Source organism: Methylophilus sp., assembly GCF_008015755.1.
Lineage (GTDB): Bacteria > Pseudomonadota > Gammaproteobacteria > Burkholderiales > Methylophilaceae > Methylophilus.
This window is the reverse complement of sequence record NZ_SSGF01000018.1, coordinates 218,875-239,823: the sequence shown is the minus strand read 5'-3', so window position 1 is coordinate 239,823 and position 20,949 is coordinate 218,875. Positions and strand designations below refer to the sequence as shown.

The following is a 20,949-nucleotide window of genomic DNA, read 5'->3' as shown; positions in this document are numbered from 1 at the left end:
GTTAGCGGGCCGGATGGGCGGTGGATGGCGTTGCGGCAGCTTGGGTATTCGCGGTCGCCACAAATGGCACTGCTTTTACTTCACTGCCGACGCTAATGCCTTGCACGCCGTCGATAATCACGCGATCCCCCGGCTGCAAGCCATGGGTGACACGCCACTGATCGCCCTGGGCGCCGCTGGTTTCCAGGGTGTGCTGCACCACTTTTTGTGTGGCATCCACCAGCAACACCGTTGGTTCGCCGCGCGTATTTCTGGAGACTGCGCGCTGCGGCACCAGAATGGCGCCTTTGTCTTCTGCGACATCAATCAGCGCATGGACATACATGCCCGGTAATAAGGTGCCCTCCGGGTTGGGCACCACCGCACGCAGGGTCACCGCGCCCGAGGTGGTGTTGACGCTAATACCATTGAACTTGAGTTTTCCGGCATGCGGGTAGCTAGAGCCGTCTTCGAGCACCACACGCACGGCCACTTCTTTTTGCGCTGTGTGGCTCAGCTTGCCGCTGGCAATGTCTCGTTTGAGTTTGAGCAGGTCACTGCTCGATTGAATCACATCGACATAAATCGGATCGAGTTGCTGCACCGTGGTCAGCGCCGTCTCTTGGCTGGCGGTGACCAAGGCACCAGGTGTCACGGTTGAAGTCGCCACATAGCCGGTGATTGGCGAAACGACGCGTGTGAAATCAAGGTTGATTTTGGCGGTGGCCAGCGCGGCTTTGGCCGCAGCCACATCGGCCTCGCCTTGCAACAGGGCCGCTTGTGCGTCGTCATTATCCTGTTTGCTGATCGCATTGATCTTGACCAGCTCCTGATAGCGGCCCGCCTTGAGTTTGAGGGTGGTCAGTGTGGCTTGGGTTTTTTGTAGCGCGGCGGCGGCACTTTGATAGCTGGCCTGATAAGGCGCCGGTTCAATTTGATAGAGCAGGTCGCCTGCTTTGACTAAGGCGCCTTCGGTAAAGGCGCGCTGGCGAATAATGCCCCCGACTTGTGGCCGCACTTCAGAAATCATAAACGGGTTGGTGCGCCCCGGCAGGTCTGCCACAATGGGTTGACTACTTGCCTGCACTGTCATCACGCCAACAACAGGTGTTTTTTTCGGTGGCTTGTTGTCAGTTTTGGATGAGCAGGCAACCAGGGTCAGGCTGGCAAGACACAATACAAAAATGCCGCTTTTTGCATAAAGGGAGTGGGGGTTCATAGATTACCAATATCGATATCGTTATTGTGGTCTGACAAGATTATATTGCGTTTGATTGAGCGTAAATGTAACGATACGTATCGACTGCTAATACAAACACATCATAGCGTTAAATGCCGTGTGCTGACAAAAAAATCAGGGCTGCAAAAGCAGCCCTGATTTGCGAACTGGTTGTACCTAAACGACCTGGCGTTCAAAACGCTGCAACACATGCGCAGACATGCCTTTCGCCAGTTCCTCCTCGCCAAAAAATACCGCTTCGCTGAGGTCTTTTTTCAGGCGCAGATATTCATCTTCGTGGTGAGTGCGAATCACCACTTCGATGTCTGGCTTGAGCTGCTTGGCGATATCGACGATTTTGCGGATGTCCATGGCGTCTGGCGTGGCAATAATCAGCATGGCCGCATTGGCAATGTGCGCCTGGATCAGCACCATGGGGTCGGCTGCGTTACCTGACACCGCTGGCTGGCCTTGTTTGCGCAGTTTTTCCACCAGTTCACGGTTTTGTTCGGCCACCACAAATGGAATCGCTGCGTTGGTGAGCGATTGGGCGATGCGCTTGCCGACGCGGCCATAGCCGACCAGCACGACCTGGCCTTCCAGAAACTTGCGTTCAGTGGTCATCGGCAGTTCACTGTAGGGGTCCATGCGCAAAGACAAACGGCGCGCTATATCAGATTTTTTCACCACCCAGTTGGTCAGGGGTTTAATCGAGGCAAACACCAGTGGGTTTAAAGCAATCGAAATCAGGGCGCCTGCCAGCACCAGGCTCATGCCGTCTTGTGACAACAAATTGAGTGAAACACCGAGTCCGGCCAAAATAAACGAAAACTCACCAATTTGACCCAGACTGGCCGCCACGGTTAAGGCCGTGTTTAGGGGGTAACGCAGCGCCAGTACAATGGCGATTGCGGCCAGTGATTTGCCCAAGATGATAATGGCGACCACCGATAACACCTGCGCCGGTTGTTTGATCAGGATGCTCGGGTCAAACAACATGCCGACAGAGACAAAAAACAGCACCGCGAACGCATCACGGAACGGCAGCGAGTCTTCGGCCGCGCGGTGGCTGTATTCAGATTCGCGCATGATCATGCCGGCGAAAAAAGCGCCCAGTGCAAACGACACATGAAACAGCGATGAGGCAAAGACCGCCACGCCGATGGCCACTGCAATTACCGTTAAAGTAAACAGCTCGCGTGAACCAGTGCCTGCCACATACCACAGCAACCACGGCAATACGCGTTTACCCACCACCAGCATCACCACCACAAAGCCGGTGATTTCCAGCAAGGTCACGCCGATGGTTTCCCAGATGGCGCTGGCATTGGTGGCTTCGCCCTGGCCACCCAACACACCGGCGAGGGCAGGCATCAACACCAACACCAAGACGGTCACCATGTCTTCTACCACCAGCCAGCCGACAGCGATTTTGCCGTTCATGCTTTCCAGAATGCGTCTGGATTCAAGTGCTTTGAGCAACACGACGGTACTGGCGCAAGACAGCGACAGGCCAAAGACCAAGCCGTGCCCCATGCTCCACCCCCAGGTGTGCGCCACTAGCATGCCGAGCAAGGTGGCCAGCGTCATTTGCGCTAGCGCGCCGGGCAGGGCGATGCGTTTGACCGACATCAGGTCTTGAATCGAAAAATGCAGGCCGACACCAAACATCAGCAACATGACGCCGATTTCTGATAATTGCGAGGCGATTTCAATATCGGCAACAAAACCAGGCGTGGAAGGCCCAATTAAAATCCCGGCAAACAAATAGCCAATCAGCGCTGGCAATTTGAGTTTTTCGGCAATCAGGCCGAACACCAGGGCTAGCGCAAATGCGGCAGCAATGGTGGTAATGAGTGAGAGGTTATGGTCCATAGCAGTGTGTTCTTAAATTATTGTTATCAGGGGTGTATCCAATAGCGGACGACGCGCCTGGGACAGACAAGACGGCGCCGTCGTTTTTACTGACCTTGCTCACGCTAAAAAGTTGAACAATTTTATTGTCATCAATGTATCTGCCCTTTATCTTGACGCAAGGCAGGCGCATTCGTCAATGACAGCGCGCCATATTTATAGCGGTCACAGTGTCATCGACAAGCGTTGCAGGCTGTACTCACACAGTTGCTCGGCACGTTGCCAGCGTTGTGATTCACTGAGACTGCCAAAGTAGATAATGCTGAACACGCCTTCAATAATCGACTGGCAATATAGGCTGATGAGGTCAAAATCGATAGTTGCGGACAATTCGCCTTGTGCGATGGCTTGTTTCAATAAACTGTCGATTTGCGTAATTCGTTTTTTCTCCCAGGCAAAGCGCAATTGCAGCAGTTCTGGTGAATCATCAATGCCTACATACAGAAAAAACAGCACGCGTTGAATCGAGCTAGGCTCAATGTAACTGCGGATTTCGTGCAGGCAAAATTGTTTGAGGTTTGCCAATGCTGTGAGCGCGGGTTGGCATTGAAACGGGGATACGGCTTGAATCACCCGCTCGGCCATCGCAGTGGCGACTTCCAGCTTGCCTTTGTAGTGACCATACACCGCGCCACGCGATAATTGCGCCGCCTCGGCAATCTCCGCCATGGTGGTAATGGTAAACCCATTGCGATAAAACACGTGCTCTGCCGCATCCAGAATCTGGTCGCGGGTTTTTTGTGCCTCTTCTTTGGTTTTTCTGGCCATGATTTCTAGGTCTATCATTCCTCAAACAATGGTCATATGATACCAAAAAATAATTAATCAGTCATGATTGATTAATTATTGAAGGGCAGATAGAATATTGATGTCTATAAGTTAATAAGGCATGTTCATGTCCCGTTTTTCAGTCAGCACGGCCGCTGTCGCCACGCTTTTATTCGTGCAACTCTCTGCTTGCAGCATGCCGCAAGAAGCCGCGCAGGCAACGGCTACGGCCCCTGAGGTTGACGTCGTGACCTTACAAAATGCTGAAATTCCGGCTGAGGTCGAGTTGCCTGGCCGTGTAGAAGCTTTCCGTATTGCCGAGGTGCGCGCACGTGTTTCCGGCATCGTCTCCAAGCGGCTGTATCAGGAGGGGCAAACGGTCAAAGCGGGCACGCCTTTGTTTGCCCTTAACCCCGAGCAATTACAGGCCAGCAAACTGGAAGCCGACGCTGAGTTAGCCAGAACCGAAGCCAATTTGGCCAATGCCAATGATAAATTGCAACGCTACCAGGCGCTGGTGGGCGATCAATCAGTGAGCCAGCGCGATTACCGCGCGGCGCAAGCCGAGGCGCAACTGGCCAAAGCCGAAGTGGCGGCAGCGCAAGCCAAACTCAACCGTGCCAAGCTCGATGTGGCCTATGCCAATGTCACCGCGCCGATTGATGGTGTCGCGCGCCGTGCCCTGGTGACCGAAGGTGCACTGGTGGGTAAAGATGAAGCCACACATATGACCACGGTCGAGCAAATCAACCCGGTGTATGTCAATTTTTCACAGTCTTCTTCTGAGGTGTTTGCCTTGCGCAAAGCTTTGCGTGACGGCCAGTTGAAAGGCAGCAACGGCCACTTGCAGATTGCTCTACTATTGCCGGATGGTTCGGCGTATCCCAGCACAGGCAAACTGTCCTTCTCGGATGTGTCGGTGAACCAGACCACAGACTCCGTGGTCATGCGCGCCATTTTTGATAACCCGCAGCAGGAACTCATGCCTGGCGCCTATGTGCGCTTGAAAATCCGCCAGGCGACCAATCCGAATGCGATTTTAATCCCCAGAGATGCCTTGATTCGTGACCAGTTTTCTAGCCGCGTTTGGGTGGTCAATGCTAAAAATGAACTGGAATCGCGCGAGGTGCAAACCGGTCGCGTGCTGGATAAACAGTGGGTGATTGAGCAAGGCTTGCAACCAGGTGAGCAAGTGGTGGTGACCAATGCCGCCACGCAAACCGCGGGCGTGAAAGTAACCCCTAAACAAGTCAGTGCCAACAACAATACCTCGCAAGCCGTCGCGCCTTAAAGGACACGGTCTTACACTAGCCTCAAATAAGGGAAGCAGGCCATGAGTCGTTTTTTTATTGATCGCCCGATTTTTGCCTGGGTGATTGCCATCCTGATTGTGCTGGCGGGCCTCATCGCCATTAAACAATTGCCGATTGCGCAGTATCCTGACATTGCGCCGCCCGTGGTCAACATTGCTGCCACTTACCCTGGCGCGTCTGCCAAAGTCGTTGAAGAAACCGTGACCTCGATTATTGAGCGCGAGATGAACGGCATGCCTGGCCTGATGTATGTGTCTGCCACCAGCAACCAGGGCATGGCCTCGATTAGTGTCACCTTTAAACAAGGCACCAATCCTGATCTGGCAGCGGTGGACGTGCAAAACCGCCTCAAAAGTGTGGAGGTGCGCTTGCCGGAAATCGTGCGTCGTAGCGGTATTCTGGTCGAAAAATCGGCAGATAGTTTTCAGTTAATCGTATCGCTGACCTCAGAAGATAACCGTTATAGCGAAATAGACCTCGGAGAGCTGTCATCGGCCACGGTGATGCCTACGCTCAAGCGCGTGCAGGGCGTGGGTAAAGTGCAATCATTTAGCCCTGAATATGCCATGCGCATCTGGCCGGATCCGCAGAAAATGGCGGGTTTAAATGTCAGCGTGACCGAAATCTCCAATGCCTTGCGTAGCTACAATACGCGCCTGACCTTGGGGCAGGTGGGCGCCAGTGGCGTGCCGGAAGGTACACCACTGAGCGTCACGCTCGAAGCTGAAGCCACACTCAAAACCGTAGACGATTTTGCCAATGTGCCGATTCGTAGCCAGGCGGATGGCTCGGCCTTGCTGGTGAAAGATGTGGCACGCGTAGAAATGGGTAGCAGTGACTATACCTACAGCTCTAAAGTCAACGGCAAGAATGCTGCCGGCATGGCGATCAAGTTGTCACCGGGCTCGAATGCGGTTGAAACCATCAAGCGCGTGAAAGCGGCGATGGAGCAAATGCAGCCCTATTTTCCGCCAAACGTGGTATTTCAGCTGTCCTATGATTCCTCAGCGTTTGTGTCTATCTCGATTAAAAAAGTGATTCAAACACTCATCGAAGCCGTGCTGCTGGTGTTTGTGGTCATGTATTTATTTATGCAAAACCTGCGTGCCACGCTAATCCCGACCATCGTCGTGCCGATTGCGCTCATGGGTACGTTTGCCGTGATGTATTGGCTGGGTTATTCGATTAACGTACTCACCATGTTTGGTGTGGTGCTGGCGATTGGTATTTTGGTCGATGACGCGATTGTGGTGGTTGAAAACGTCGAGCGCCTGATTGTCGATGAAGGTTTATCGCCTTATGACGCGACGGTGAAAGCCATGTCGCAGATCAGTGGCGCCGTGGTGGGGATTACCGCTGTGCTGGTGTCGGTGTTTATCCCCATGGCCTTTTTCAGTGGCGCGGTGGGTAATATCTACCGTCAGTTTTCATTGGCCTTGTCGGTGTCGATCAGCTTCTCGGCCTTTTTGGCGTTGTCACTCACCCCTGCTTTGTGTGTCACGCTGCTGCGGCATGAGTCCGGCCCCAAAGCGCGCTTTTTTGTCTGGTTTAACCGCAGTTTTCAGTGCCTGACAGAGCGCTACACCCGCCTGACCGGTGGTTTGCTCAGCAAGCCATTGCGCTGGCTGGCGGTGTTTGGCCTGATCGTCGCGTTGGTGGCTTGGCTGTTTATGCGTTTGCCGGGGGCGTTTTTGCCCGAAGAAGACCAGGGTAACTTTATGGTCATGGTGTCTTTGCCACAAGGCGCGACGCTGGCCGAAACCGCCGACGTGCTGGGCGGTATGAGCCGTTACATCCAGCAGCACGAGCCGGTCGATATTATTTTTGAAGTCAGCGGCTTTAGCTTCTACGGCACCAGCACCAATAGCGGCATGCTGTTTATTACGCTTAAAGATTGGGCAGAACGGCCCAAGGCTGAACAGCAAGTGCAGGCGATTGTGAGCCGCGTCAATCAGCACTTTTATGGTCGCCCTAACTTGAGTATTTTTGCCATGAATGCGCCGCCATTACCTGAGTTAGGCAGTGTGGGTGGCTTTGACATGAAGCTGGTCGACCGCGCCAGCGTGGGTATCGAGACCTTGATGAAGGCACGCGACCAGCTGATTGCCGAATCGGCCAAGCATCCTGAATTGGCCAATGTGTTGTTTGCCGGGCTGTACGATACGCCGGTGGTCAATATGCAGCTTAACCGCAGCAAGGCTAGTGCCTTGGGCATTTCGCTGGATGAAATCAACGACTCATTGGCTACCTTGCTGGGCTCTAATTACCTCGGTGATTTTGTCTATGGCAACCAAGTGCGTCGGGTGTTGATTCAGGCAGACGGCAAGCAACGGCAGACGCTGGAAGATATTAAAAAGATTCGCCTCAAAGCCGTCGATGGCAGCCTGGTGCCGTTGTCTTCCATCATGACGCTGGATTGGGCCATGGGCACACCGCAACGCACGCGCTTTAATGGCTTTCCGTCATTTAATATCAATGGTGGTGCCGGGCCGGGCTATAGCAGTGGCGACGCCATGCAAAAGATCGAAAAACTGGTGCAAGGCCTGGGTAAAGGCATAGGCTTTGAATGGGCCGGGCAATCGCTGGAAGAGAAGCAGTCAGGAAGCCAGGCTGCCATGCTGTTCGGTTTGTCGATTTTGATCGTGTTTCTGGTACTGGCCGCTTTGTATGAAAGCTGGGCGATTCCGTTTGCGGTGATGCTGGTGGTGCCACTGGGTGTATTGGGCGCATTACTTGGCGTGACTTTGCGTGGCTTGCCTAACGATATCTACTTTAAAGTGGGTTTGATCGCGACCATAGGTTTGTCTGCTAAAAACGCCATTCTGATTGTCGAGTTTGCGCGTGAACACGTCTTGCAAGGCATGCCATTGCTGGAGGCTAGCTTGCTGGCAGCCAAAGAGCGCTTGCGGCCGATTGTGATGACCTCACTCGCGTTTGGCGTCGGCGTGATTCCGCTGGCATTCTCTACTGGTGCAGCGTCTGGTGCGCAAGTCGCCATTGGCACCAGCGTGCTCGGCGGCATTATTGCCGCCACCTTGCTCGCGATCTTTTTTGTACCGTTGTTTTTTATGGTGGTGGGGCGCTGGATGAAAAAGCCAGCCGCACCGCAAAGGGTGTCACATGAAGTTTAGTCGTCTTTTAACCATGGTCGCACTGGCATTTGCAATGAGCAGTTGCTCGCTGGTGCCCGAGTATTTCCGGCCAGCCGCGCCTGTGCCTGAGGCTTACCTAGGTCAGCCAAGCGATGAATCCGTGACCGAAGCACCACCACTCACCTGGCAAAGCTATTTTGCCGATGCAGACTTACAAAAGCTGATAGAAGTCGGTTTGGCGCATAACCGCGACCTCAAAACCGCGGTGCTACGTATGGACGAAGCGAAAGCAACTTATGGTGTGCAAAAAGCCGACCGTTTGCCCGCCATACAAGGCAATCTCAATTACGACCGCAGTCGCACCGTGTTCAGTTCCAGCCAGGCCTTTGAGGCCGAACTATATCGTGTAGGCGTGGGGATTTCAGACTACGAAATTGACGTATTCGGCCGCGTCAAAAGCCTATCGCAAGCCGCGCTGGAGCAATATCTGGCCGTGACCGAAAACCGCCAAGCGGTACAAGCCACTCTGATTACCGAAATCGCCACCCAATACGTCAACTGGCTGGCTATTCATGCACAACTCAAGGTGACACAGCAAACCCTGACTGACAGGCAACAAGCATTGCAGCGTACACAACGCCGCTTTGACGCTGGGCTAGATCAAATTCTAGACGTGAAAGCCGCCCAAATTCAGGTCGAACAAGTGCAGGCGCAACAAGCACAATGGCAGCGCCAGCTCGCCACCACACAAAACGCCTTGTACTTACTGCTGGGTGAATCATCACAGCGCACACCATTGGTGATTAAGCCTTTGGAAGATTTGAAACTGGCCGACGTCACAGCTGGCTTGCCCTCAAGCTTGCTGACCAGACGCGCCGATATCCGCGCCGCCGAGCATCAGCTCAAAGCCGCTAATGCCAATATCGGTGCCGCCAGGGCCGCGTTTTACCCACGCCTGCAACTCACCACCAATATCGGCCTGGTCAATTCAGACTTCTCCAAACTGTTTTCCGACACCGGCAGCAACTACTGGGCCTTTAGTCCGCAACTGGTGATCCCGATTTTTAACTACGGCCGCAATAAAGCCAACCTCAACCTGGCCGAAACACGCCAACGTATAGAAGTGGCCAATTACGAAAAAACCATCCAAACCGCGTTTAAAGACGTGATGGATGTTCTGAGCACACGCACCGTGATTAGTGAAGAAACCGCTGCTAGAAATCGCTTGCGTGAACTGGAAAGTAGCCGTTTGCAACTTGTGCAACGTAAGCTAGATCAAGGCTTGGTGACTTATCTGGAGTTGCTCGATGCACAACGCAGTGTGCTGGATGCGCAGTCTCAACTTGTGCAGATACGACAACAGGCGTTGCAGAATCAGGTGGGACTGTATAAGGCGCTAGGCGGGAGCTAAAGCTTCACAAAAACGTCATTGACGGGTTTGGGTTTGTATTTTAGGATGCACTAAAATTTAATAATCATTTGAAAATGTTAAGTAAAATTTATTCGTTTTCAATCATCATGCATCCATGACGCAAAATAAAGCGCCATCTAGGATGCCCGCTTTCATATTAGGGGTATTCATGAAAGACAATGAAAATAAAGGCATGACTTTAGACGTTCAACTCCCGTTTAATTTTGGAATTTCACCGCAAGGGGACTTAAATATTGGGTTTTATCTATCGGGCATACCTACATATATTGTCGTTCCTTCGAACGAAGTAAAAACATTACGCAATTGTCTGAATCAGTGCAAAACCATTCAGGAAACGCTATCGGTAAAAATACCACCGCAAGGCGCGCACTAATATTTTTTATCATGTCTATTTCCTTAGTTAAAACTCCAAACCACTCCATCAAGTTGGACTTGCAAAAGCAAGCCCCTTATGTCAAACGTTAGCCAAGTAGGGTGGGCAACTCGTTGCCCACGCGTTAAAACTCACGCACAATTCCACCATGTCACGTTATCGTTGCGCGAATACTGCTGGAGCAACTTACTTTTTCACGGTTGTGACTTACCGTAGACAAAGATTTCTTTGTGATGAGGATGTGCGTGATGCGTTAAAACATGCCATCCAAAAAGTCCGCACTGACCATCCTTTTACAATCGACGCATGGGTTTTGTTGCCTGACCACATTCATTCCATATGGACGCTACCACCCAATGATGCAAACTTTGCGCTTCGTTGGCAACTCATCAAACGTTATGTGAGCCGTGCTTGCCGTGCGCGTTTAAACCATACTGAATGGATGTCAGCATCCAAAACAAAACATCGTGAATTGACCATTTGGCAACGCCGTTATTGGGAGCATCAAATTCGCGATGATAACGATTATGCAAAGCATATGGATTACTTGCATTTCAACCCGCTTAAGCATGGCTTGGTGAATAATGTGAAAGACTGGCCTTATTCAACATTTCACCGATATGTTAAAGCGGGCGTTTATGATGAGCGTTGGGGTGTTGGGCTAGACTTTGTGGAGGGAACGTTTGGTGACGGATAATTAGTTTACGCGTGGGCAACGAGTTGCCCACCCTACGGGACTTGCATTTGGTGTAATAAAGGTATATTTTTTATACTATGATCACTTTTGAGTTTGACGAGGCAAAGAGTCAGGCCAATCTTCAGAAGCATGGCATTAATTTTATAGATGCTCAGGCGCTATGGGATGATTCCCGATTACTGGAAATCCCCGCAAAAACTGAAGATGAACCGCGATATCTGATAATCGGACTGATCAACGGCAAGCATTGGTCTGCCGTGATTACTTACCGAGGATTCAATATCAGGCTTATTTCTGTTCGTCGCTCACGTACCGAGGAGGTAGCACTCTATGAAAGCTAAAGATTTTGAGCAGCAGTTTGATGAAGGCGTTGATATCACTGCTGCGCTGGATTTATCAAAAGCAACACGCACTATGCAAGCGCAAAAACGGGTGAATGTCGATTTTCCTGCATGGATGATTGAGTCTCTTGACCGGGAAGCTGTGCGGTTGGGTGTGACCAGGCAATCAATCATTAAAGTGTGGCTTGCAGAGCGTCTTGAAAAGTCTGCCTAAAGTCTATGTGAGTTACTTGCCTGTGGCATTCCATTTCGCTCCATACTTAGTACATGTTATCAATGAGCGAGGTTAGTTTTATGCGTGTACAAAAACGGGGTAATTCATTAGCTGTCAAACTGCCTCACAGTTTTGTACAAGCTTTTGAGATTAAAGAGGGCGACAATATTAGCTTGTATGTAGCTGGTGAGCGTTGCTCAGATGTGATTAAACCAAAGCATGCGAAAGAAATGCTTATGCAGTTGCGCGTGTTTCGGGGGGCGATTGCCAGAGAGCTTTCGTTTTGACCGAGTAGAAGCTAATCTGCGTTGTGCAAAACTCGCCGACAATCAAAAGTAATTGTTCCCAGATTTAGACCGCGTAAGCATTGGGCATACGGCGGACTGTAAACGAGTCCGCCCTATGCGTCTGCCTAAGTCACGTTGGCGAACTCATTGATTAACACTTTATGTCACCGCACATAGTGGTGCTTTTCGCTTTTGCAGGTACTATCTGCCCTCACACATTCATAAAGACCTTATCCCCTAATGCAAAGTGAAATAAAAGCGCCTGAGATGCACGCCGTTGTGGCTGCCGTTCAACTGCCAACTGTCAGCGATATTGAGTTTGAAGCCTCGCTCAACGAGTTGCGCGAACTGGCTAAAACTCTGGGCTACAAGGTGGTGCACACGTTTGTGCAAAAGCGTCAGGGCTTTGATATTACTGGCTATCTTGGGGTGGGCAAGCGCGAAGAGATTCGTGAGTATGTACGCAGTGTGGCTGATCAGAGCGAGTCGCAGGCATTCAATAGCGCGGTGCCTCCTATTGAAGCGGTATTGGTAGACCACGAAATTTCGCCTTCGCAGGCGCGTAATTTGGAGTTAGAGGTTGGCTGCGAGGTGATGGATCGCACTATGGTGATCTTGGAAATTTTCCACCGCAATGCCCGCTCACGTGCGGCGCGTGCGCAGGTGGAGATCGCTCGGTTGGGCTATATGGCGCCGCGTTTGCGTGAAGCGGCCAAGCTGGCTGGGCCACAAGGTCGGCAACGTAGTGGCGCCGGTGGTCGCGGGGCAGGCGAGTCGCATACTGAGCTGGATAGGCGCAAGATTCGAGACCGCATTGCCGAGTTGCAACAGGAAATCATCGTGATGGATGGCGAGCGCAGGACGCAGCGTGCACGCCGTCAAGAACGGCAGACGCTGGCGAATGTGGCGCTGGTGGGCTACACCAATGCTGGTAAGTCTACCTTGATGCGCGCGCTCACAGGCAGTGAGGTGCTGGTGGCGAATAAATTGTTTGCCACGCTCGATACCACCGTGCGCGCACTGTATCCAGAGAGTGTGCCACGGGTATTGGTCAGCGATACTGTCGGGTTTATTAAAAACTTGCCACACGATCTGGTGGCCAGTTTTAAGTCTACGCTGGATGAAGCGCTGGATGCGGCTTTACTGCTGCACGTGATTGACGCCAGTGACCCTGGTTTTGAGCGCCAGCTCGCAGTGACTGATCAAGTGCTTGCAGAAATTGACGCCGACGTGGTGCCGCGTATTCGCGTATTTAATAAAATTGACTACGTGGGTGATGCCGTGGCACAAGCTGAGTGTGAAGCAGCATTGCGACTCAAGTACCCGGATTGCATCGTCATGAGTGCGCGTCGGCCTGATGAAGTCGCCAGGTTGCGCCAGCACATCATCGACTTTTTTCAGCAAGACCTGGTTGAGGCCGAGCTTTTTCTGCCCTGGTCAGCACAACAGCTCCGCGGCAAAATTTATAGCACTTGTCAGGTGTTGGGCGAGCGCTCGGTCGATGAAGGCACTTTCTTTAGTGTGCGCGGCGAGCCTAATGACATTGAAAGCTTGCGTGAGCAATTGAACTCGCTAGAGTAAGGCCTCGCTGAGGCTCTCTAGGGTGCCTCAGCACTTCTTGCCTTGGGCTAGTGCAATAAACGCCTGCACATAATCAATCTGCACTTCTGTTTCACGAATCCCCAAGTAAATCTGCTTGGGGATCCCTTGTTTGCCTAGCTTCACCGGCACCACCTCAAAACGGCTTTGATATTCCTCCACCAGCCAGCGCGGTAAGGCGGCGACACCGCGGCCGCTGGCGACCATTTGCAGCATGATGTCAGTGGTTTCAATCGGTTTGTGTACCTGTGGGCTGATGCCTGCGGGTTGTAAAAACTGGTTGTAGATATCCAGTCTATCTATATCAACCGGATAGGTAATCAGCGTTTCGCTGCTCAGTTGGTCTGGCCTGACATATTCTGCCCGGGCGAGTGCGTGCTGGCGATGCACGACCAACACCTGTTCGTAGTCAAACACCGGCACAAATTTCAGGCCGGGTTTATACAGCGGGTCCGGCGTGACCAGCATATCGATCTCGTAGCCAAACAGGGCGCCTATGCCACCAAACTGGAACTTCTGTTTGACATCTACATCCACATCCGGCCAGTCGGCTAAATAAGGCGAGACGACCTTGAGCAGCCACTGGTAACACGGGTGGCATTCCATGCCGATGCGCAAGGTGCCGCGCTCGCCTTGGGCAAACTGGCGCAAGCGTTCTTCGGCGAGTGACAGTTGCGGTAATAATCGGTTGGCGACTGCCAGTAAATATTGCCCGGCTTGTGTCAGTCGCAAACTACGGCCTTCACGTAGCCAAATATCAGTGCCGAGTTGCTGCTCCAGTTTTTTGATCGAATGGCTGAGGGCTGATTGGGTGAGAAATAGTTTTTCTGCCGCAGCGGTCAACGAGCCTTGTCGTTCAACTTCACGGATGATTGCCAAATGGATACGCTCTATCATGATTTAATCCATGAATAAAAGTAATTGATTGTTGAAATAATACCATTTTACTTCATGATTTGTGTTTTCTAGAATGTGTGTTCTTTAACGATCACACACGAGGCTGGCATGGCGACGATACACAACCTGGGATTTCCGCGCATAGGCGCAAAACGCGAATTGAAATTTGCTTTAGAGGCTTATTGGAAAGGACAGTCTTCACTGGATGTATTAAAGCAGGTCGGGCAAGATTTGCGTCGTGACAATTGGGCGTTGCAAGCTAACCTGGACTTGGCACCTGTGGGTGACTTTGCGTTTTATGACCAGGTGCTGGACATGAGTTTTACCCTGGGTAACCTGCCAGCGCGCGTGCAAGATTTTCATGGTGATGCGCTGGATAACTATTTCCGTGTGGCGCGTGGCCGCTCTGCCCAGTCTGCCGAAGACCATGCGCAGTGTTGTGGCGGCGTGGCGGCAGGGGAAATGACCAAATGGTTTGATACCAATTATCACTATATCGTGCCGGAGTTTACTGCGGAGACGCAATTTAAACTGGATGCGACGCGTTTGCTGGCGCAACTGGCTGAGGCAAAAGCGCAGCAGGTGAAAGCCAAGCCGGTGATTATCGGCCCGGTGACCTATCTGGCGATAGGCAAAAGCAAGGATGATTCGGATCGCCTGGCGCTGCTGCCGCAGTTGTTGCAAGTGTATACCGAATTGCTGGAAACGCTGGTTGCGCAGGGCGTGGAGTGGGTGCAGATGGACGAGCCGATTTTGGTGACTGAACTGACGGCTGAATGGCAGCATGCGTTTAACCTGGCTTATCACCAGTTGAAGAGCTGCCGCATCAAACTGCTGTTGGCGACTTATTTTGGGCCGTTGGCGGATAACCAATACCTGGCGGCGAATCTGCCCGTCGCCGGATTGCATGTGGATGCGATTCATGCGCGCAGTGAAGTCGTGCCTTTGATCAGCATGCTGCCTGCACACAAAGTGCTGTCTGTGGGCGTGATTAACGGCCGCAATATCTGGAAAACAGATTTGAATGCCACGCTGGATTGGCTGGAGCCGATTGCCGAACGTTTGGGTGAGCGTTTGTGGCTGGCGCCTTCGTGCTCGTTGCTGCATGTGCCGGTGGATCTCGACAGCGAAGTCAAACTGGATGCCGAGGTCAAGTCATGGTTGGCCTTTGCCAAACAAAAGCTGGAAGAGTTACAGGTATTGGCCACGGCATTGAGTCTCGGTCGCGCAGCGGTGAAAGTGGCTTTAGCGGTGAATCAGGTAGCGATTGACGCCCGCCGCGCCTCCAAACGTGTGCATAACCCGCAGGTGAAAGCCGCGCTGGAAACCCTGACGCCGCAACTGGGGCAACGCCAGAGTACGTATGCACAACGTGCAGAGAAACAGGCGGCATTGCTCAAGTTGCCCAAGTATCCAACGACGACGATCGGTTCTTTCCCGCAAACGGCGGAGATTCGCCAGGCGCGCAGCCAGTTCAAGGCCGGGTCATTAAATCTGGCGGGTTATGAGCAGGCGATGAAAACTGAAATTGAACGTAGCGTGCGTGAGCAGGAGTCACTGGGCCTGGATGTCTTGGTCCATGGTGAAGCCGAGCGTAACGACATGGTGGAATACTTTGGCGAGCAACTGGATGGCTATGCGTTTAGCCAGTTTGGCTGGGTGCAGTCTTATGGCTCGCGTTGCGTCAAACCGCCTATCCTGTTTGGCGATATCAGCCGCCCGCAAGCGATGACGGTGGGGTGGATCAAGTATGCGCAATCCCTCACCCGCAAGCCGATGAAAGGCATGTTGACGGGCCCGGTGACCATCCTCAACTGGTCATTTGTCCGCGATGATCAGCCACGTGCGGTGAGTTGCTACCAGTTGGCATTAGCGATTCGTGAAGAAGTGCTCGATTTGGAAAAAGCAGGCATTCACGTGATCCAGATTGATGAAGCCGCCTTGCGTGAGGGCTTGCCTTTGCGCAAATCGCAATGGAAGGAGTATCTGCAATGGGCAGTGGAATCTTTCCGCATCACGGCTAACGGTGTGCAGGACGAAACGCAGATTCATACCCACATGTGTTATTCCGAGTTTAATGACATTATTGCCGCGATTGCCGACATGGATGCTGATGTGATTACGATAGAGACTTCACGCTCGGATATGGAGCTGCTGGATGCGTTTGATAACTTTAACTACCCCAACGAGATCGGGCCTGGCGTGTATGACATTCACTCGCCCAATATTCCGACGCAGCAACATATCATGCAATTGATGCAAAAAGCGGCTGAACGCATCCCTGCCGAGCGTTTGTGGGTGAACCCGGATTGCGGCTTGAAAACCAGGCAGTGGGCGGAGGTACTGCCGGCGTTGACCAATATGGTGGCGGCTGCACACACTTTGCGCGCGGCTTAGCCAAGGGTTTAAATGGCCATGCTTCTTAACAAGCGCATGGCCATTTGACCTGCAATCCTCTACCAGCGACGGCTGAGCATAAAGTGCAAGAAGATTGCCTCGTTGCGAATTTCTGAGTCGCCAAGCAAGGGGCTATTGTATTTGACGCTGACTGGCAGCATCCACTCCACGCCGCCTGTCATCAGCCAGTGCTGGTCAATTTTGCGTGCCGCACCAAAGGTGAGGTGATGCTCCAGAATGCCTGCCAATAATGGACTGGAGTTCTGCCGTGGAATCGGATTTTTGCCATAGTTATGGCCTGCATACAGTGTCGTTCTGTCATCCCACTTGTAGGCCACACCGGAAGCGACTACCCACTGATCTTTCCAGTCGGCAGCAGCTATTGGGAAAGGGTATACAGCAGGTGCGGCGGCATTGTTAGGTTTAGTGGCGCGCAGCGTGATGTCGTTGATCGCATCGTCCCAATTGAGCCAGTTCAATTTAAATGATAGCAACCATTCGTCCGTTGGTTTGAATGCCAGCCCGACAGCCACTTCGCGCGGCAAGGCGAAGCCTTTGACTGAGGCATCCGCATATTTCACTTTTCCCAAGGTGGCGTAATCAGCGACCAGCGTACCGCCAGTCATCGGCAGCTCGGTCTTTTCTGTATAAGCCGCTGCCAGTGTCAGCGTCGGGGTCAACTTATATTGCATGCCTAACTTAAAGCCAGTGCGGATGGCAGAGGCGCCCTCTAATTTATAGCCCGCAAAATTCGTGCTGCCGGCACTGAAAGAGGTGTTGGAGAAAAAGTCTTGTTCTATGCTGCCATAGACCAGATTCAGGCTGGCGCCCAATGACAGCTTTTCATTCACCTGGCAGCCGATGCCGGGAATGATTTTGGCGATGCCAAACAGTGACGACAAATCATCGCGGTTGCCAAACGGCGTGCGCAAATTGTCGAACACGCCACCGGCACCACCTTGTGCGAATAAGCCGATGCCCACCGTACAATCCGAATTCTCCAGGGGCCTGGCATAGCCGCCGCCGCCCAAAAAGGTATAGCGATTAGATGCGTGTTCTTCGTTGCGCGGGTCTTTGTGCACCAGGTCGGTGGTGCGCAGCACGGAGCCAAACATATCCAGCAGAGGCGCCTTGATCTGCGTCAGTCCGGCCGGGTTGGTGTTGAGTGCGCTGGTGTCGCGCGCCACGGCCACGTCGGCGCCGCCCATCAGGGTCGATTCGGCGCCAAAGCCAATCAGGTTGATGCCATTGGTGGCGTGTGCGCTAGTGCAAGTCACAACCAGGGTGAGCAGGGTGACCATGCGCAGGGTGTCATGATGGATAGCAGCCATAGCGTGTTTAAATTTTTATTGATGGTAGATAATGTCGCATAATTCGCCTCCTCGGTGTAGCGTAAATAGCGAGGTAATGACAGGGTTTTTCTAGGGTTGACTTAAAAGCAACAGTGACTTTATCAGGCCTAAAAACTGCTAGGCGCTGCCCATCAAAGTGATCACTTGCGCTGTCTTTTGCGCGTTGCGAATGGCCTGCTGATCGTTGCTAAAGTATCTGTCTCTGTCACGAAAAAATATTCTTTAATAAAAACAATCAGTTGCTCACTGTCAAGGGAAATAAATCAATATATTGTGTTTTTGATAATTGAAAAACCATAGATATTGTTTTATAGTCGCATCCATACGGTATGCAGAAGAGCGTCCTCTTCTGTATTTAATAGGGAACCTGGTGCGTGAAGCCGCACAGGAGTCATCAAGCCAGGGCTGCCCCCGCAACTGTAATCAGCGAGTTGTTTGCTGCCATGCATGCCACTGAAGAAATTCGGGAAGGCGAAAGCAAATAATGACGACCTGAGAGCCAGGAGACCTGCCGTGAAATTTTTATTGTTAACGTTTGAGGCGGGGTGTCCTCGGCAGATGCAATTGGTCTATTGTTAAAACTGATTGTCATACTAGCCTTTCAGCGCGTGCATGTTTACCATGCACGGTGGCCCGGGTGTTGCCCGGCTTGAATGCGCTTTGCTGTGCGACCCCTCGCTTCCTGGACTGGGAGCCATTAATGTCAAAATACGAATCCATGCAGGCCACAAAAAGAGATGGCCGCAAGGAACCGATCAATCTCGATAAAATTCATCGCGTGATTGATTGGGCATCACAAGGCCTGAACAATGTGTCGGTCTCCCAGGTGGAGTTGCGCTCCCATATCCAGTTTTATGACGGCATTCGTACCGATGACATTCATGAAACCATTATTAAATCCGCGGCTGACCTGATTTCTGAAGAAACACCAGACTATCAATATCTGGCGGCACGCCTGTCTATTTTTCACCTGCGCAAGATTGCTTACGGCCAGTTTGAGCCGCCGCATCTGTTTGACCATGTGACCAACCTGACTGCGCTGGGCAAATACGACCAGCACCTGTTGCAGGATTACAGCCGCGAAGAGTTTGACGTGTTGAATGGTTATATTGACCACTGGCGTGACATGAACTTCTCTTATGCTGCGGTCAAGCAGCTGGAGGGCAAATACCTGGTGCAAAACCGGGTGACTAAAAAAATCTACGAAAGCCCACAGTTTTTGTATATTTTGGTCGCCATGTGCCTGTTTGCTAACTACAAAGGTCAGGCGCGTCTGGACTTCATCAAGCGTTTTTATGATGCGGTGTCTACCTTCAAAATCTCACTGCCGACGCCAATTATGTCCGGCGTACGTACGCCCACCAGACAGTTCAGCTCTTGCGTGCTGATTGAGTGTGGTGATAGCCTCGATAGCATTAACGCGACCACCAGCGCGATTGTGAAATATGTGTCGCAACGTGCCGGCATCGGCGTCAATGCCGGCCGTATCCGCGCCCTGGGCAGTGAAATCCGTGGCGGCGAAGCGCAACATACGGGCTGCTTGCCGTTCTACAAACTGTTTCAGTCTGCCGTGAAGTCTTGTTCACAGGGCGGTGTGCGTGGCGGGGCAGCCACCTTGTTCTATCCGTTGTGGCATCTGGAAGTCGAGTCTCTGCTGGTGCTTAAAAATAACCGCGGGGTAGAAGAAAACCGCGTACGTCACCTCGATTATGGTGTACAGATCAACCGCCTGATGTATCAGCGCCTGATCAAGGGCCAGAACATCACCTTGTTCTCACCGCATGACACGCCTGGCTTGTATGACGCGTTTTTTGCCGACCAGGATGAGTTCGAGCGTTTGTACACCCAATATGAAGCCGATGACAGCATCCGCAAGCGCACCATGCCTGCGGTAGACTTGTTCTCACTGATGATGCAAGAGCGCGCCGGCACAGGCCGTATCTACATCCAGAACGTAGACCACTGCAATACACATAGCCCGTTTGACCCGGCTGTGGCGCCGGTGCGTCAATCTAACCTGTGCATGGAAATCGCGCTGCCGACCAATCCATTGAACGACATTAATGACACCGAAGGCGAAATCGCCTTGTGTACCTTGTCTGCCTTTAATCTGGGCGCGCTAGAGTCATTAGATGAGCTGGAAGGCCTGGCCGACTTAGTGGTGCGTGCACTCGACGCGCTGCTTGAATACCAGGATTACCCGGTCAAAGCGGCATTGAACGCCACCAATAAACGCCGTTCATTGGGTGTGGGCGTCATCAACTACGCCTACTATCTGGCTAAAAATGGCACCAACTACACCAGCGATAACGCATTAGGCCTGACCCACCGTACTTTCGAGGCGATTCAGTTTTACCTGCTCAAAGCCTCTGTGCAGTTAGCGCGCGAATTTGGCCCCTGTGGTGCGTTTAACGAAACCACCTACGCCAAAGGCATTTTGCCGATTGATAGCTACAAAAAAGACCTTGATGCCGTCTGCAATGAGCCGTTGCTGCTCGATTGGGAAGGCCTGCGTACAGAGATTCAAAAAGATGGCTTGCGTAACTCAACCTTGACTGCGCTGATGCCATCAGAAACCTCCAGCCAGATTGCTAACGCCACCAATGGCATTGAGCCACCGCGTGGCCTGGTCTCGGTCAAGCAGTCTAAAGACGGTATCTTGCGCCAGGTGGTGCCAGAGATTGACCGCCTGCGTGACCAGTATCAGCTGTTGTGGAAAATGCCTAACAACGAGGGTTACCTCAAGCTGGTGGGCATCATGCAGAAGTTTGTTGACCAGTCTATTTCTGCCAACACCAACTACGACCCAACCCGCTTTGAAGGTGGCCGTGTGCCAATGAAGCAACTGCTGAAAGACCTGTTGCAGGTTTACAAGCTGGGCATTAAAACGCTGTATTACCACAACACCCGCGATGGGGCGACCGAAGGTGGCACTGAGGCAGAGGACGATGGTTGTGCCAGCGGTGCCTGCAAGATTTAAATAAGCGCTGACTCAGTGGCTGCGCGGGCAAATTGCAATGTTGTGCGGTGCTCGAAATCCTGATGTACTCCTTGTACATTGCGGTTTCTGTGCGC

At 52.3% G+C, this 20,949-nt stretch carries 16 protein-coding genes and 1 riboswitch; of the genes, 11 read left to right on the top strand and 5 right to left on the bottom strand.

Annotated features, from left to right (window positions below; genetic code table 11):
- Position 1: 1 nt before the first annotated feature.
- The 3 genes from E6Q52_RS08455 to E6Q52_RS08445 form a co-directional block, all read right to left on the bottom strand.
- Complete coding sequence (locus E6Q52_RS08455) at positions 2-1,198, bottom strand: efflux RND transporter periplasmic adaptor subunit (protein WP_292821030.1); 1,197 nt, start codon at positions 1,196-1,198, stop codon at positions 2-4.
- Between the two features lie 177 nt (positions 1,199-1,375).
- Entirely contained in the window at positions 1,376-3,073 is a 1,698-nt protein-coding gene (gene ybaL / locus E6Q52_RS08450; protein WP_292821028.1) for a YbaL family putative K(+) efflux transporter, read from the bottom strand.
- Between the two features lie 204 nt (positions 3,074-3,277).
- Positions 3,278-3,880: a TetR family transcriptional regulator gene (locus E6Q52_RS08445; protein ID WP_292821026.1), complete on the bottom strand. Its 603-nt coding sequence runs from the start codon at positions 3,878-3,880 to the stop codon at positions 3,278-3,280.
- A 127-nt stretch (positions 3,881-4,007) separates the two neighbouring features.
- On the opposite strand from E6Q52_RS08445, the gene E6Q52_RS08440 reads away from it, so the two are divergent.
- From E6Q52_RS08440 to hflX, 9 genes are all read left to right on the top strand, one after another.
- On the top strand, positions 4,008-5,171 hold the full coding sequence (locus tag E6Q52_RS08440; RefSeq protein ID WP_292821024.1) for an efflux RND transporter periplasmic adaptor subunit: 1,164 nt from the start codon (positions 4,008-4,010) through the stop codon (positions 5,169-5,171).
- 42 nt (positions 5,172-5,213) lie between these two features.
- Entirely contained in the window at positions 5,214-8,324 is a 3,111-nt protein-coding gene (locus tag E6Q52_RS08435) for a multidrug efflux RND transporter permease subunit (RefSeq protein WP_292821022.1), read from the top strand.
- Entirely contained in the window at positions 8,314-9,696 is a 1,383-nt protein-coding gene (locus E6Q52_RS08430) for an efflux transporter outer membrane subunit (protein WP_292821020.1), read from the top strand. Before E6Q52_RS08435 ends, E6Q52_RS08430 begins: the two co-directional genes overlap by 11 nt.
- A 169-nt stretch (positions 9,697-9,865) precedes the next feature.
- Positions 9,866-10,090, top strand: a complete 225-nt coding sequence (locus E6Q52_RS08425; RefSeq protein ID WP_292821018.1) for a hypothetical protein — start codon at positions 9,866-9,868, stop codon at positions 10,088-10,090.
- A 148-nt stretch (positions 10,091-10,238) separates the two neighbouring features.
- Positions 10,239-10,787, top strand: a complete 549-nt coding sequence (locus E6Q52_RS08420) for a transposase (protein WP_292821016.1) — start codon at positions 10,239-10,241, stop codon at positions 10,785-10,787.
- A 77-nt stretch (positions 10,788-10,864) separates the two neighbouring features.
- Positions 10,865-11,128 (top strand): BrnT family toxin, encoded by a 264-nt coding sequence (locus E6Q52_RS08415; RefSeq protein ID WP_292821014.1) that lies wholly within the window; start codon positions 10,865-10,867, stop codon positions 11,126-11,128.
- Positions 11,118-11,342 (top strand): CopG family transcriptional regulator, encoded by a 225-nt coding sequence (locus E6Q52_RS08410; RefSeq protein ID WP_292821012.1) that lies wholly within the window; start codon positions 11,118-11,120, stop codon positions 11,340-11,342. Before E6Q52_RS08415 ends, E6Q52_RS08410 begins: the two co-directional genes overlap by 11 nt.
- A gap of 80 nt (positions 11,343-11,422) precedes the next feature.
- A complete protein-coding gene (locus tag E6Q52_RS08405) occupies positions 11,423-11,629 on the top strand; it encodes an AbrB/MazE/SpoVT family DNA-binding domain-containing protein (protein WP_292821010.1) in 207 nt (68 codons plus the stop codon).
- Positions 11,630-11,869: 240 nt separating this feature from the next.
- Positions 11,870-13,210 (top strand): GTPase HflX, encoded by a 1,341-nt coding sequence (gene hflX, locus E6Q52_RS08400; protein WP_292821008.1) that lies wholly within the window; start codon positions 11,870-11,872, stop codon positions 13,208-13,210.
- 27 nt (positions 13,211-13,237) lie between these two features.
- Here hflX and E6Q52_RS08395 read toward each other — a convergent pair whose 3' ends face one another.
- Positions 13,238-14,125, bottom strand: coding sequence for a LysR family transcriptional regulator (locus E6Q52_RS08395; protein WP_292821007.1), 888 nt, complete (start codon positions 14,123-14,125; stop codon positions 13,238-13,240).
- Between the two features lie 108 nt (positions 14,126-14,233).
- On the opposite strand from E6Q52_RS08395, the gene metE reads away from it, so the two are divergent.
- Positions 14,234-16,522, top strand: coding sequence for a 5-methyltetrahydropteroyltriglutamate--homocysteine S-methyltransferase (metE, locus tag E6Q52_RS08390; protein ID WP_292821005.1), 2,289 nt, complete (start codon positions 14,234-14,236; stop codon positions 16,520-16,522).
- A gap of 59 nt (positions 16,523-16,581) precedes the next feature.
- On the opposite strand, the gene E6Q52_RS08385 is transcribed toward metE, so the two are convergent.
- Complete coding sequence (locus E6Q52_RS08385) at positions 16,582-17,853, bottom strand: OmpP1/FadL family transporter (protein WP_292821003.1); 1,272 nt, start codon at positions 17,851-17,853, stop codon at positions 16,582-16,584.
- A gap of 329 nt (positions 17,854-18,182) precedes the next feature.
- Positions 18,183-18,405: riboswitch (cobalamin riboswitch) on the top strand.
- Positions 18,406-18,574: 169 nt separating this feature from the next.
- On the opposite strand from E6Q52_RS08385, the gene nrdA reads away from it, so the two are divergent.
- Positions 18,575-20,854, top strand: a complete 2,280-nt coding sequence (gene nrdA / locus E6Q52_RS08380; protein WP_292821001.1) for a class 1a ribonucleoside-diphosphate reductase subunit alpha — start codon at positions 18,575-18,577, stop codon at positions 20,852-20,854.
- Positions 20,855-20,949: the final 95 nt, after the last annotated feature.